Here is a 15652-nt window from a genome sequence, read left to right on the forward strand (position 1 = left end):
TGAGGCCGTCATTGATTTTGCCTGTCTAATTACTTGAATTGTAATGATTACATCAGAATAATAAAGAACACGGCTGCCAAGACAAAACGATACACAGCAAAGACGGTCAGGCTCAATTTTTTCAAAATGGACAGGAACGTCTTGATCGCAAGCATGGCGACGATGAAAGCAGCGATGAATCCAATCGCAAAGATTGGAAAATCACTGCCGTTCAGGTGATCGATACTTTTGTACAGGTCATATCCCGTAGCACCAATCATAATTGGCACAGACACGAGGAATGTGAACTCCGCAGCGGCTACACGACTTACCCCTGCAAAGAGACCGCCTGAGATCGTTGACCCGGAACGGGAGAAGCCTGGCCACAAGGCCAAGATCTGAAATATACCCACCGCGAATGCCTGTTTGTAGGAAATATCATCGACATCATGAGTGGTAATTCGGTGACTCTTACTGCTCCAGCGTTCGGCTACGATCATCAATATACCACCAATAACGAGGCTGTACAGTACTGTCTCCGGACCAAATAAATGTGCTTTGATCCAGTCGCGGAATACAAGTCCGATGACTACGGCAGGAACCATCGCCAGGAAGATATGTCCCAGATTGAGGCGGCGGGAGTAAGGTCGGTTCCCTCCAGTGAAGCGGAACATATCAATGAATTTGTTCCAGTACAGTACAACAACAGCAAGTACAGCTCCGAGTTGAACAACCACCTCAAACGTTTTGACTGACTCGTTGTCCTCTGATAAACCCAGCAAGTGGGCAGTCAGAATCATGTGTCCAGTAGAGGACACGGGCAAAAACTCAGTCAAACCTTCGATGATGCCCATAATAATGGATGATATAATGTCCAATTCTCTTCCTCCTTGAAATGCAGGTGACAGCACAGGCTGTCCTGCTTGACCATGCCTGTTCATTTGAACAAGGCTATCACCTATTATGATCACAAATGCACTCAACTTCAACTTATGCTTGTAACCATTTGTTTAAAACTATATTGACAAAAACCTAGTTATCCCATAGGATATAACTTAACTGACTGACTGATCAATCGGGAGGGTTACATGAATGACCAAAATTAACGGTTTGGAACCTGGTGAAGAACGCCGGGACCAAATAATACGCATAGCGATGGAGCGGTTTGCAACCCAAGGCTACCATCAGACGAAAATTTCCGATATTGTCCGTGAGGCTGGTGTGGCGCAAGGGACATTCTACTGGCACTTCAAGAGTAAAGAAGCCATTGCTTCGGAGATTGTCTTAACGGGCAAGGAGGAGTTACTTGAGTCGATCGGACAAGGGTACCGCAAGGATGCCGGATCGGTAGAGGATATGGTGAAAGCTTCAGAAAGGCTGTTCACTGACTTGTTCTTGTTTGCTGCGAAGAATCGTTATTTTATGGAACTGTTGCTCAAAGGCATCGTGACGGAAGAGTCCGTACAACGCCTGGTCGAGGAGACACGTAATGCCGTCGAAACTGCGTTCCGTCATAATATGGAACGTGCCATCGAACTCGGCATGTTGCCTCAGGGCATAGATGTACCGCTTCGCGCAGCACTACTGGTAAGCATGATTGAAGGCATGATATCACGCTGGTTATTCGGCTCCGATGAGTTGCACAGCAAGTTCTCAGCCATGACAGCTTCATCGCTGGCAGCTGAGGCAGCAAGCTTTGAATTTTACGGACTATTGGGCACATAAGATTCACATGATTAAGCAATCTGAAGGGAATAATGGGTACAACTGCGGTTTAGTCACAATAAAGTAATCAAATGTACATCCAGATCAATACACGACTGAGAGGAAGTTAACGTAATGAACAACACATATGGATCGAAAACTCGTAAAGGCTGGTCTTTGACAGCGATTCTACTGATGACCGTGCTGGTACTTAGTGCTTGTGGAAGTAAGGCAACAGACAATGGAAGCACGAATGGTGCACAGGCAAGCAATGAACTGGAGCAGATCAAGTCGGCTGGCGTTATCAAAGTGGGCATGATGGGCACATACGCACCATACAACTTCCTGAACGATAAGAAAGAAATGGACGGCTACGATGCCGATATCGCACGTGAAGTTGCGAAGCGTCTTGGGGTTGAAGTTGAATTTGTATCCCAGGAGTTCTCCGGTCTGACACCAAGTCTGCAAGCGAAGAAGCTTGATGCCATTATCAGTCAGATGACGATTACCGATGATCGTAAGAAAGTACTGGATTTTAGTGATCCGTATATTACGAACCAAGTTAAAATTATTGTAAAAGAAGACAATAACGATATTACCAAGCTGGAAGACTTCAAAGGGAAAACGATTGGCGTAGGTCTGGGTACAAATGATGAATCATATCTGCGTAATGAAGTGTTGCCAAAAGTGGGAGACTTCACGATTAAAACCTATGACGATGTCATCTCCTCACTCAAAGACCTGAATGCTGGACGGATTGATGCCACAATCAACAATATGTATGCACTGAAACCTATTGTTGACGCCAACGGATTGAATATCAAAGCTGTAGGTGAAGCTATTAAGAGTGACCAGGCAGGTATTGCTGTTCGCAAAGACAATCCGGAACTCGTAGCAGCACTGAATGATGCTCTCAAAGGCATGAAAGATGATGGCACGTACAATACCATTTTCAAAAAATGGTTTGGTGAAGAGCCTGCGCAATAATGAACCTGCAAGGCGAAGGGAAGATTTGACCCATGGAACTGGTATTTGAAAATATCCCCTTCTTTCTGAAGGGGGCTTACTATACGCTGTATGTAACTGTGATCTCCATGTTTTTTGCTTTCATCATCGGGGTGCTTGTTGCGATTGCTCGTCTGAAGGGACCGATGTGGCTTAGGTTGATCGCAAGGTTTTATGTATCCATCATGCGGGGAACCCCGCTGCTGGTGCAATTATTCGTCATTTATTACGGATTGGTCGATTATGGAGTGACCTTGGGATCACTAACGGCTGCATGTCTGGGACTCAGTCTGAATGCAGGTGCATTTCTGTCGGAGACGTTCCGTGGAGCCATTCAGGCTGTACCAAAAGGACAGACAGAAGCTGCATACGCAACGGGAATGACCCCGGCTCAAGCAATGAGACGGATTATCTTCCCGCAGGCTGTGCGCATTGCCATCCCGCCGATGGGTAACACCTTCATTGGCATGTTGAAGGAAACATCACTTGTGGCGGCGATTGGAGTTACGGAGTTATTACGGTCAGCACAACTGCTGGTATCACAATATGCATTGAACATGCCATTTTATCTGGCCATCGGTGTGATTTACTGGATTATGAGTATCGGCTTCTCGGCCATTCTGGAACAAGTGGAGCGCCGGTTGGCCCGGGCTTACTGATGGGAGGAGAGAACCGATGATTACAACAACTGGACTTACCAAACGTTTTCAGAAAAATGAAGTACTTACGAACATCGATCTTCATGTCGATGCCAAAGATATTGTTGTATTGCTCGGCCCAAGTGGCTCCGGCAAGAGTACCTTGCTGCGCTGCCTGAATGGGCTGGAAGAGCTGTCTGGAGGACAGATCGAAGTGAACGGTGTTGTGGTTAACAGCGGCGATCCACTGCGAGTCCAGCGTGCCCGGGTACTGGAGATTCGTCGCCAGACCGGCATGGTATTTCAGCAATTCAATCTGTATCCGCACAAGACAGTGCTGGGTAATGTGATGGAAGGTCTCGTGACGGTAAAAAAAATCAAGCGTGACGAAGCGGCTGAACGCGGCCGGATTCTTCTGGATCGGGTCGGCTTGTCGGACAAGCAGGATGCGTATCCATCCCGATTGTCCGGTGGACAACAGCAGCGGGTCGCCATTGCACGGGCACTTGCAATGGAGCCGGAAGTGATGCTGTTTGATGAGCCAACTTCAGCCCTTGATCCTGAATTGGTGGGAGAAGTGCTTTCCGTCATGAAGGATCTGGCAGAGGAAGGTATGACGATGCTGGTCGTGACGCATGAATTGAAGTTTGCCCGTAATGTGGCGAACAAAATCGTCTTTATGGCGGATGGATCGATTGTGGAAGAAGCAAGTCCACAGGCCTTTTTTGAACATCCAACGCAAGAGCGCACCCGTCGTTTCCTGCAGCAGATAACTGAATTTTGATGAAGATAACAGCGATCGGAAGGTTATTCTGTCATCGGAGTGGCAAGTGCAAACCTTTTTTGCTTGAACTTAAACTATTGTGAGAAAGAAGGATAACATCATGAATGTAACAACCGTATGGAAAGGCAAACGCGCGTTTACTTCCGAAGGACCCTCTGGTTACGCGGTTGGCATGGATGCCACTGCTGCTTATGGTGGTGACAGCAAAGGGGCGACCCCGATGGAATTGTTACTCGCGGGTCTCGGCGGCTGTATGGGAATTGATATCACAATGATTCTGGACGCTTTCCTCGACAAAATTGAGTCGATTGAGATTGAAGCGCAAGGCACACGCAGTGAAGAGATGCCTAAAGGTTTCACATCCATTGATCTGATCTTCAAAGTTGATGGGGATATCCCGGATTATCGCATCTGGAAAGCCATCCAGATGGCGGAAGAGAAATATTGTGCAGTCTCCGCTTCGCTGAGCGCCGATATTCATCCAAAACTGATCCTGAATGGGGTAAGTACACCTCGTCCTTAATAGCACACGAGCAGATTCTATACTGAGAAGGCACTTCCAATCGAGGGAGTGCCTTTTTGGCTTTTCTAACACGTCAACAGGAATTTCGCCCATCTAGGAGTCACTGAACTTCTGTCAGCAAAAATAATTCGGTAAGCCCGGCCACCATGTTAATGGCGGCATCTTCTGCTAGAGGTTCAATGACAATCCGAATTCCGGCGGTTATGTGGTATGATTAATTCTGAGGACAGAACATCCTGATCCTGCTGTTTATATGTAAGCGCTTATACAGATGACGGAAGGTGCAGACATGTTGAAAAGGCTGATACAAACCACTAATAATCTCAAATTAAAGCATAAATTGCTCATTTCCTATGTACTGGTTGTCATGATTCCGGTCCTGATTGTTGGCCTTGCTGTGACCAGTTATTTTCGCCAGCAAGCCCTGGACAATGCGATAGGACAGACGATCATCAATGTGGACAAGATCAAGAGCCAGACGGCAACCATGCTTCGTGTACCAACCGATATATCCAATCTTTTAATGTTTAATGCGGATCTCAAGGAGATCGTGAATAAGCGGTACAAGAGCGTTGTGGAGTTAACCTCAGCATATCTGGCATACAAAGACTTTCAGGAGTACAGGCGTTTGTACCGTGAGATAGCGGGTATTCGCTTTTACTCAACTAACCCAACATTGATTAACAACCTCGAATTCATCCCGGTAGACAAGCAGACGGAAGAGAGTTATTGGTACCAACAGGCACTGAAAACAACCAGCATCGGGTGGTTCTACATTCCGGACAAGGAAGATAATCCTGTACACAAGCTCAGCCTGGTGCGCAAAGTACCTTTTGCCGAGTATCGGACAGAGGGCGTATTGATGATTGTGATCAATCAGGATGAGCTGAATGGATTGTTACGTCAGGAACAGTTCGAAACGATGATTACGGACGAGCAGGGTTATGTGGTTGCAGCCAAAAATACCGAACTGGTAGGCAAAACGCTGGACGAGCTTGATTTTGGCGTTGACCTGCAGAATCAGGCGAAAGGCACCATAGAAGGTGATTTCCGGGGGGAACCATCCAACATTGTTATTGATGAGTTGGGCCCTGGATCGAGTATGAACAGCCTGAAGGTGATTTCGGTTTTTGCTACCAAAAATATCGTCAAAGACGCCAACACCGTCAGCATGATCGGCATGATTTTCATTATCCTTGTGCTGGTTATTGCCCTATTATTCGTATATATCATCTCGTTCCTCACTTCGAATCGATTGCTTCGGCTGAGTAAACATCTCAACAAGCTGGCATTAGGAGACCTGAACGTGACTTCACGAATTGATGGAAACGATGAGATTGGACAATTGTCACGACAGTTCAACTATATGGTGAAAAGCATCAATGAACTCATGACGCAGGTGGTAGAAGCGACAGAACAGAACAATCAATTGGAAATCGCCCAAAAAGAGATTAAACTGAAAATGATGGCGAGCCAGATCAATCCCCATTTCTTGTTTAATGCATTGGAGTCCATTCGCATGAAAGCCCATATTAAGGGAGAAGCAGAAATTGCCAACATTGTTAGGTTGCTGGGTAAGCTAATGCGCAAGAGTCTGGAGATTGGCAGTGGAAAAACAACCTTCCGGGCTGAACTTGAAATGGTACGTTCCTATTTGGAAATTCAGAAATTCCGTTACGGCGACCGCCTTGCATTCCAGATCCATATCGATCCCGAGGTCGAGAAGATGTACATTCCGCCTCTAATTATTCAACCTTTGGTTGAGAATGCGATTGTCCATGGTCTGGAGAACAAAGAGGGTACTGTCCGTGTTCATATAAGTATTCGTTTAGTAGAGAACATTGTGCAGATCCGTGTGGATGACAATGGTGCAGGCATAACGTCAGAACGACTGGCTGAGGTGATGCAGTTTATCTGTGGACCGGAGGAACAGGAAAAGAGTCGGATCGGCATGCGTAATGTACATCAACGCTTAACATTGACGTACGGGGAGCCATATGGATTGCAGATTAAGAGTGTATATGGGGAAGGAACAGAGGTTTCTTTCACTTTGCCAGCAGGAGGGGACCAACATGTATAAAGTGTTTTTGGTGGATGACGAACCGAGCATACGTGAGGGACTGACAACCATTATCGAGTGGGAAAAATACGGATTTCAGGTCATCGCTACAGCTGCCAGCGGGCGTGAGGCCATCTCCCGGTTTGAGGAATTGGAGCCTGATCTGACGATTATTGATATTCGCATGCCTGGGATGACCGGGCTGGATGTGATCGAAGAAGTGCGCCGGAATCATCCGAATTCGCACTTTTTGATATTAAGTGGTTACGCGGATTTTGATTATGCCAAGAAAGCCATCAGTTTTGGTGTGGATGGTTATCTGCTCAAACCGGTGGATGAAGAAGAGATTATTGGTGAACTGGAGCGTATTGCTGCAATCCTGACCCGTGAACGAGAGACAATGGCACGTCAAGCTGGTGAAGATACCGTCTATCGGGAGCATCAGATCGAAGCTTTGCTCTTTGACAGTCTGGAGGGGGCGGGCAGCATGGAAGAAGATAGCCTGGGGCTGCACTGGCCTCACTATCAGATTGTACTGCTTGAGATGCATGCGGCCCCCGACCTGCAACGAGGAAGTGTTATGAAACGCAAACTGATTGAAGCATTTGACCATAAAGACCGAGGCATTGTATTTTCGTTCCATTCCGGTCTGGGGTTGTTAAGCAAGGAAACAATCACATCCGAGTCATCCGCAAGAAATCTGTATGATGAGCTGGAAGGACTTCTGGGAGAATGGGAGGTTCACATGTACGGTGCTGCAGGAGAACCCGTACATTCCACTTCTGAAATTGCGCGGTCATACACGCAGGCGAATCGTTTACTCGGGGAACGCTTTTTGTTCACGGAGCAACGCATCATTCTGTGGACTGAAGGTAGCGAAGGCGAAAGCGTTGTTAAGCCAGAAGTTGAAGCTGTGGACGGAGCACATGAGCCAGTTGAGGACGAACTCGCGGACAAGCTGTATTATGCGTTAGACATCCGCAGTAGTGAGTCCGTTATGCGGGTACTGGGTGAGATGGAAGAGCGGCTGGTTCCATATCACCGAACAGAGCAAGCGATCAAGACGGCGTTCTCACAGGTATTTTCCCTGGCGTTCAACAAGCTTGCAGCGACGAATCAACAGATGCATTCCATTATGCAGGAACATTCGGTTCTGATTAATGAAGTCTATCATCAATTTACGATGACTGATCTCAAAGTCATGGCATCGGAACACTTGAATCGACTTATTCAACGTATGGGTGGGGGAAGCAAGGATACTGTATTGAAACAGATGATTGAATTTATCCAGCGTAACCCTGGCGAAAATCTCAAGCTCGAAGTACTGGCAGAAGTGTTTAACTATAACAGCAGTTACTTGGGTAAGTTGTTCAAGAATCATACTGGAGAGTATTTCAATGCATTTCTGGACAAGGTTCGTATGGAAAAGGCCAAAGAATTGCTGGACGAAGGACTGAAGGTCCATCAGGTCGCAGCGAGAGTGGGGTATGCAAATGTGGACTACTTCCACGGTAAGTTCAAGAAATATGCAGGGGAATCCCCTTCCGCTTACAAACAGGCCAGAACCCAATCATCGTTGAAAGGAACGGCTACAGATATAAACGAGGAATAAGTACGAGTGCTGGGCCTTGCCCTTGCCTATTGTGTAAAACGTTTTCGGTAATCCTCGGAAATTTCCAGATTCATCATATTGTCCATGTACTTCCCATGATAAGCAATGGTCACGGAATGCTTTACATTTTAGACTGGATTTACAAGAATCCAGATGAAGGGATGGTTATACGATATGAATTTGTCTGATATAGGCGCTGTACGTCATACATTGAACTTAAATGGAACATGGCAGTTTTGTTTGGATCTGGAATCCGATAAACTCGTTGAACAAGTGATATTACCGCCATCACAGTGTGAAAACACATCATGGGAGACCATTCAAATTCCCGGTTCATGGGAAGAACAAGGATACGGAGATGAGCCTGAATATGATAGGATCGATACCTGGACCAAGGTACGCGAGTATGAAGGCTCAGCCTGGTATGCTCAGGATATTCATGTTCCATCAGGCGATCCCGGATGTCACTATGTATTCAGATTGGAAGGTGTCCGATGGACAACGGATCTCTGGATCAATGGACAGTATGCCGGGCAGCAGGATAGTCTGGTGAATCAACAGAAGTGGGATGTTACCTCTCTGGTGAAGCAGAGAGAAGTGAATCGGGTGGAGATCCGCGTTGATAATACGATGAAACTCCCGCTGGCGGGTAGCCATATTCATTCATTGCATACGGCCACAGCCTGGGGTGGAATCACGGGTGGTGTTTATCTGGATAGTCTGCCCCCATGCCGATTACAGACGTTACGGATTCAACCAGATGCTGAAACTGGAACCATTCTGGTTGATTGTACTGTAAGCGCTCCCGCAAATGAATCCGCTGGATCGATGCAATTACATGTGGATATCCAGCATCCGGACGGCACATGGCTTGATCGATATAGTTGTAATGTGAATCTGAGTGATCCATTGCATGTGGGTATAAGCTCAGCAGCTTTAACTGAAAGCAACGCTTTAATAGAACAGTGGCGATTGGAACTTGGAACAGAGAAGTCTATCGCAAGATGGTCGGATGAATCTCCGGAATTATACAAGGCAGTGATCCGTCTGCACAACGGTGAACAGGAACTGGATCGGCTGGAGCAATCATTTGGTGTACGCTCCTTTGCAACAAACGGGAAGCAGCTTGAACTGAATGGGACACCGGTGTATCTGCGCGGGTACGTCGATTGCTGTATCTTTCCACTGACGGGTTATCCCGTCTGGGACAAGGAGCATTATATTCAGCAGTTTCGAGTCGCCAGATCGTACGGCTTCAACCACGTCCGACTGCATGGGTGGAGTGCGCCAGAGCCATTCTGGGAAGCTGCTGATGAAGAGGGCATGTTGGTACAGGCAGAACTTCCCCATTGGTCTCGATTCTTTGAGCAACCGCATCAGTCTGTGCCAGCTGAAGTGTTGTCTTATCTGACACAAGAACTGGACGGGTTGCTTCAATCGCTGCATAGACATCCTTCATTCGTCATGTTCTCCATGGGGAATGAACTCATTGGTCCGAATGGCCACCCTGAACTCAATGCATGGGTGTCGAGGGCAAGGGATATGGACCCAACCCGGTTATATACGGACAATACAGGTTTTGGACAGCTTCCGGCGCAAGGGCGGGAATGTGATTATTATATTCAGTCGTTGAACTGGCATCCCCCGTTGGAATCTGCATATTCTGCTGTGCCGGATACCACGCTGGATTATCATGCAGTCACCCGGCTTGCGAAGCATCCCGTCATTGGGCACGAACATGCACAGTACACCATGTATGTGCGGCCCCAAGAGCGAGCCAAGTATACTGGCGTATTGCGTCCTAGCTGGTTACGACCGATCGAAGAATCGTTAACAAACAAAGGCATGATGGAGGACCTGGAGCATTTTCAACAGGTCAGTGGTACCCATCTGGTACGTTCCTTAAAAGAAGCCATGGAGCGAATTCGGCGAACACCGGACGCTGCAGGCGTACAGCTTCTGGATATTCGCGATTTTCCAGGGCAAGGACATGCAACGACGGGCATTCTGGACGTATTTTGGGATGACAAAGGCATTACAACACCAGAAGAATTCATGCGTTTCAACGCAGATGTGGTGCTGTTGCTAAGCTGCGAGGAGCGTACCTTCTACGCCGGTGAACCTATCCATGTGGATGTACGCATATCTCACTATGGTAAAGTGCCGCTTAAAGATGCATCCATACAGTGGAAGTTGATTAGCGATGATGTGATACTTACCAAAGGGGCATGGAAGACCGGAGATATCCAATGTGGGTCCGTCATGTCACTGGGAAGCATCGTCGCTACCGCACCTCATGAAGGAGCAGCAGCTTTTCGGATCGAAGCGGAGCTGATATCAGGCGATTCGGAAAGAACTGTAGCGAATGTATGGCATGGCTGGTCGTTTCCTATTTATCAGTCTCATCCGGGTTCGAATCGCTTGTGGAATACCGTGGCAGAGTTGAAGCCATTCCTGGGTGAAGCGCATGATGATTGCGTAGATCGCATCGATGGATTCCAGTTGTTGAAAAATCGGGAGATTGACCTGGTTATCGTTCAGTCGTTAACACCCAATGTTGTTGATTATGTGGTCAACGGGGGGAGTGTTTGGCTACAGACAACCGCAGAAGGGTTATATGATTCAGTGGAGACCAAGTATCTGCCTGTATTCTGGAATTACCTGATGTTTGCTACACAGCCTGGTGCAACGATGGGCATGTATTTGAGAGAACAGCTAGCACTACTAGGCTCCTTCCCGCATGATGGGGCTTCGGACTGGCATTGGTATCACTTGGTGAATGGTACACCAGCGATATGTTTGGATACGTTGCCCGGGGTGGAGCCGCTGATCGAAGTGGTGGACCATTTCCATCGGGCCAAACGACTCGCTTATGCCTTTGAGGCAAAAGTAGGGAAGGGCAAGATTTTGATATCCTCACTTCCGTTTGCCAACCTGGCTTTAATGAAGCGTCCGGAAGCCGCCTACTTATTTCAGGAGATACTTGCGTATCTGAATGGAGATCAATTCCGTCCAGCAACCTCCATATCAGTAGCGCAATTACTCGGGATCGTTAAACTGCAAACCATTCAATTTACATTGTAATCAGAGGGACCCGAAAGGGTCCTTTTTGTATGCCATGTATTTAGAGTAAACGATTACTATAAAACGTTTTTGATATTTACCATCTTAGATAATAATTTACCTTAATATTACTTTTATTTCATTTAAAAGTAGGATTTATCGCTGATTTTAACTAATTATTGTCTGATTATATATGTCTATATCTAATTTTTATATGATTTTCTCTAAAATCCAGATGGTATTTTGAAAACGCTCTATCGAGTATGATTATTTTATAAAACAGAGGAGGGGGAACGGAGATGGAAACGCTAACAAAAAAATCCGCTTCCGCGAACAGAAGCAGTGACCCCAAACCGCCTTTAAAGAATCGGCGGAACGGAATTTGGGACAGAATGAAACAGCAGAAATATCTCTATCTCATGTCATTGCCATTCGTAGCTTGGGTTTTCGTATTTAACTATCTGCCATTATGGGGATGGACGATGGCTTTCCAAAATTATAAACCTGCCAGATCGTTTGGTGATCAAGAGTGGGTTGGCTTTAAACACTTTGTAGAGCTGTTCAGTGATGATCGTTTCTATCTGGTACTTCGAAATACACTTGCTATGAGCTTGATGGGACTGGTTGTCGGTTTTATCGTGCCGATATTCTTCGCCATTCTCTTGAATGAAATGAGAGGTATGTTCTTCAAGCGTGCCGTGCAAACGGTATCATATCTGCCTCACTTTGTATCATGGGTCGTTGTGGCAGGTATTATCACCAAGATGCTCTCCACCGATGGTGGGATTATCAATGATCTATTGGTAGGACTGAACATTATCGATCAGCCGATCCAATTCATGGCCAAGGGGAACTTGTTCTGGTATATTGTAACCGCTTCAGATATGTGGAAGGAAACCGGTTGGAATGCCATCATCTATCTGGCGGCGATTACAGGTATCGACAATGAGCTGTATGAAGCTTCCCGTGTAGATGGAGCCAACCGCTGGAGACAGATGTGGCATATTACGTTGCCTGGCATACGGACCACGATTTCTGTACTTTTCATCATGTCGATTGGGCATCTGATCAGTATCGGTTTCGAGAAGCAGTTCTTGCTTGGCAACAGTCTGGTCACAGACTACTCGGAAGTCCTTGATCTATACGCGCTCAATTATGGTTTGAATATGGGACGATTCTCATATGGTACAGCCATAGGTATATTCAACTCCGTTGTCAGTATCATCCTTCTGTTTACTGCGAACGGCTTGTTCAAAAAATTCACTAAAGAAAGCATCATGTAGGGAGGGGACGACATTATGGCGAACAAAGCATTCAATGCTACTCGGGGCGATAAACTGTTCGATATATTCAACATCCTCGCGATGACCATGGTGCTGGTTGTAACACTTTATCCATTCCTTAACGTACTAGCCATCTCACTCAATAACTCGACAGATACAGTACGTGGCGGAATTTACTTGTGGCCTCGCGAATTCACATTACAGAACTACAAAACGATTTTCCAATATGATGGATTGCTACAAGGTTTGCAGATCTCCATTCTGCGTACACTTGTAGGTACCGTGCTCGGATTGATCAGTTCATCCATGATCGCCTTTACACTGAGCAGACCTGATTTTGGACTTAGAAAATTTGTTTCCACAACGCTCGCACTCACGATGTATTTCTCCGGTGGTCTGATTCCGGTGTACATTCTGATGCGTGACTTGAACCTGATCGGTACATTCTGGGTATATGTATTGCCTGGCATGATCAGTGCATTTAACGTGTTCATCATCCGTTCATTCATTGATGGCCTGCCATACTCATTGCAGGAATCCGCGAAGCTGGACGGAGCGAATGACTTTACAATCTATTACAGAATCATCTTGCCACTGTGTAAACCAGTGCTTGCTACCATCGCATTGTTCCTGGCTGTCGGTCAATGGAATGCGTGGTTCGACACGTACCTGTATAATGGTTCAAAGGCACATTTGACCACGCTCCAATATGAGCTGATGAAAGTATTGCAAAGTACGCAGCAAGGTTCAGGTGCTGGACGAAATGCCAATGATATGGCGCAGCAAATGACACAGATTTCACCGGAATCGATCAAAATGGCGATTACGATCGTTGTAACGGTTCCAATCCTCATTGTATATCCATTCCTTCAGAAGTACTTTGTCGGTGGTATGACACTGGGCGCAGTAAAAGGTTAAACAAGTGGGTACAGGCTGCCAAATAGAGCGGCCGTACATCTACAAATGAAGCATCAGGATACCCGAAGCGCAGCCATGTGGTCTGTGCTTCACCGTATAGGGCTGCGGTGTGGTATTCATGAAGCTATAGACAGGGACAAAAAAGTCCCGGACAAACAGACATATGAAACAGGGAGGATTACCATTATGGCAAGTTCCAAAATGAAGATTGCACTGGCACCAGTGCTTGCAATGTCTTTACTCGCAGGTTGCGGTGGAGGAAGCGGCGGTGATACGTCGTTCAAGGATACAAGCGCAGAGACAACTCCACTTACTTTTGATTTCTTCAGCGTTGACCCCAGTCCGAACTGGAATGGCATGAAGGATGAAGTAGGTAAAGTCCTTACGGAAAAAACAGGGATAACCCTTAACGGTGAATTCGCCGTTAGTGGTGGTCAAGATAAAATATCCTTAATGGCGGCGAGCGGAGATTATCCGGATATCGTCTCACCCAAAGGAGAACTTAGCAAACTGGTGGATGCCGGAGCAATGCTCGATCTGACAGATCTGATCGACCAATATGCTCCCAATCTGAAGAAGCTGTATGGTAATTACATGGACCGGTTGAAATACAGTAATGAGGATCAGGCTATTTATGTGCTGCCGACGTATTATGCGGTAGACCAAAAGTACTTTGATGCAGGTGGTGGATTTGGCATTCAGCATCGTGTACTGAAAGAACTCGGATATCCGGAAGTGCGTACACTTGAGGATTACGAGAATGTATTGAAGGCGTACAAAGAGAAACACCCAACGATTGATGGTCAGCCAACCATCCCGTTAACACTGGACGCGGATGATTGGAGAATCATGATTACGGTAACGAACCCGGCCTTCCAGGCAACAGGTGCTCCGGATGATGGTGAATACTATATCGATCCAGAGACGTATGAAGCAAGTCTTCATTACAAACGTCCAGAGGAAAAAGAGTACTTCCGCTGGTTGAACCATATGTATAACACTGGATTGCTTGATCAGGACAGCTTCATCCAAAAAACAGACCAATACAAATCCAAAATTGCAAGTGGACGTGTTCTGGGTGTCATTGACCAGGATTGGGGTTATTCCGATGCAGAAAATGCATTGAAATTCGCTGGTAAGACTGAAGCAACGTATTCACACTTCCCGGTAACCCTGTCCGAGGATATCAAGGATCATGCCTACCAAGACCCTGGTTTTGTATCCGGTTGGGGTGTAGGGATTACAACATCGAATCCTGACCCGGTTCGTACGATCAAATTCTTCGATTACCTGGCTTCTGAAGAAGGGCAAGTGTTGATGAACTGGGGAATTGAGGGCAAACAGTACGAAGTGAAGGACGGCAAACGTGTCATTCCTGCCGACATTCTGGATCAGAAAACCAATAATGCAGCCGTATTCCAGAAAGAAACGGGTATTGGACTGTACACCAATATGTCTGGTCACTATGGAGACGGTGTGAAGGATTCAACGGATAACTACTACACTACGAATTTCCCAGAACAGATTGTGGCAGCATATTCCGATGCAGAGAAAGAAACACTCAAAGCTTACGGTGCTACGACGTGGAAAGATCTGTTCCCGAGTGAAGACGAGTTCCCAATCAAACCATGGGGAGCAGCATACAATCTGCCAACACCAGGTGACTCCAACTACAACGTCATCTTCAAGAAAACACAGGATATCATCCGGAAGCGTATCCCGGAAGCCATTCTGAGTACTCCTGAACAGTTCGATGCGATCTATGACGGCATGATTGCAGAAGTGAACCAAGCAGGAGCAGAGGATATGGAGAAACAATATACAGAACTCGTTCAAAACCGTGTTCAATTGTGGAGCGGTGAAGAGGCTAAATAAACGATTAGCCAGTCAGATGTAAAACGAAAAAGAACCCAAAATATCTGGGTTCTTTTTTATGTGAAAACGTTTTCTATAAAACGTTTTCAATTTTATGAATTCACTATTGACAAGGGGTATAGGAGCGATTATTATTCAATTATGAAAGCACTTACATTTGCTTGTACATCACGTGATGTACACCTGAATCTCAAAGTAAACACTTGCAG

12 protein-coding genes are annotated in these 15652 nt (G+C 46.3%); 11 read left to right on the plus strand and 1 reads right to left on the minus strand.

Annotated features, from left to right (window positions below):
- Positions 1-47: 47 nt before the first annotated feature.
- Positions 48-857 (minus strand): undecaprenyl-diphosphate phosphatase, encoded by an 810-nt coding sequence (gene bacA / locus J7E78_RS20325; RefSeq protein WP_215077941.1) that lies wholly within the window; start codon positions 855-857, stop codon positions 48-50.
- A gap of 214 nt (positions 858-1071) precedes the next feature.
- Between bacA and J7E78_RS20330 the strand changes: the two genes are divergently transcribed.
- The 11 genes from J7E78_RS20330 to J7E78_RS20380 all read left to right on the plus strand — a co-directional run bounded on the left by J7E78_RS20330 (position 1072) and on the right by J7E78_RS20380 (position 15443).
- Positions 1072-1704, plus strand: coding sequence for a TetR/AcrR family transcriptional regulator (locus J7E78_RS20330; RefSeq protein ID WP_215077942.1), 633 nt, complete (start codon positions 1072-1074; stop codon positions 1702-1704).
- Between the two features lie 114 nt (positions 1705-1818).
- Positions 1819-2670 carry a substrate-binding periplasmic protein gene (locus J7E78_RS20335; protein WP_017692206.1) on the plus strand — a complete coding sequence of 284 codons (852 nt, stop codon included), beginning with the start codon at positions 1819-1821 and terminating at the stop codon, positions 2668-2670.
- 32 nt (positions 2671-2702) lie between these two features.
- The gene (locus J7E78_RS20340; RefSeq protein WP_017692207.1) at positions 2703-3347 is read left to right on the plus strand and encodes an amino acid ABC transporter permease; all 645 of its coding nucleotides are present in this window, start codon (positions 2703-2705) and stop codon (positions 3345-3347) included.
- A 16-nt stretch (positions 3348-3363) separates the two neighbouring features.
- Positions 3364-4110, plus strand: a complete 747-nt coding sequence (locus tag J7E78_RS20345; protein WP_215077943.1) for an amino acid ABC transporter ATP-binding protein — start codon at positions 3364-3366, stop codon at positions 4108-4110.
- Between the two features lie 100 nt (positions 4111-4210).
- On the plus strand, positions 4211-4633 hold the full coding sequence (locus J7E78_RS20350) for an OsmC family protein (RefSeq protein WP_036606882.1): 423 nt from the start codon (positions 4211-4213) through the stop codon (positions 4631-4633).
- 289 nt (positions 4634-4922) lie between these two features.
- The gene (locus tag J7E78_RS20355; protein WP_215077944.1) at positions 4923-6713 is read left to right on the plus strand and encodes a sensor histidine kinase; all 1791 of its coding nucleotides are present in this window, start codon (positions 4923-4925) and stop codon (positions 6711-6713) included.
- Complete coding sequence (locus J7E78_RS20360; RefSeq protein WP_215077945.1) at positions 6706-8304, plus strand: response regulator; 1599 nt, start codon at positions 6706-6708, stop codon at positions 8302-8304. Before J7E78_RS20355 ends, J7E78_RS20360 begins: the two co-directional genes overlap by 8 nt.
- A gap of 174 nt (positions 8305-8478) precedes the next feature.
- Positions 8479-11388 carry a glycoside hydrolase family 2 protein gene (locus J7E78_RS20365; protein WP_215077946.1) on the plus strand — a complete coding sequence of 970 codons (2910 nt, stop codon included), beginning with the start codon at positions 8479-8481 and terminating at the stop codon, positions 11386-11388.
- A gap of 278 nt (positions 11389-11666) precedes the next feature.
- Positions 11667-12650 carry an ABC transporter permease gene (locus J7E78_RS20370; protein ID WP_036606891.1) on the plus strand — a complete coding sequence of 328 codons (984 nt, stop codon included), beginning with the start codon at positions 11667-11669 and terminating at the stop codon, positions 12648-12650.
- A gap of 15 nt (positions 12651-12665) precedes the next feature.
- A complete protein-coding gene (locus tag J7E78_RS20375) occupies positions 12666-13568 on the plus strand; it encodes a carbohydrate ABC transporter permease (RefSeq protein ID WP_036606894.1) in 903 nt (300 codons plus the stop codon).
- A gap of 186 nt (positions 13569-13754) precedes the next feature.
- Positions 13755-15443: an ABC transporter substrate-binding protein gene (locus tag J7E78_RS20380; RefSeq protein WP_215077947.1), complete on the plus strand. Its 1689-nt coding sequence runs from the start codon at positions 13755-13757 to the stop codon at positions 15441-15443.
- The last annotated feature ends 209 nt before the right edge of the window (positions 15444-15652 follow it).

Source organism: Paenibacillus polymyxa (assembly GCF_018614975.1).
Classification (GTDB): domain Bacteria; phylum Bacillota; class Bacilli; order Paenibacillales; family Paenibacillaceae; genus Paenibacillus; species Paenibacillus polymyxa_E.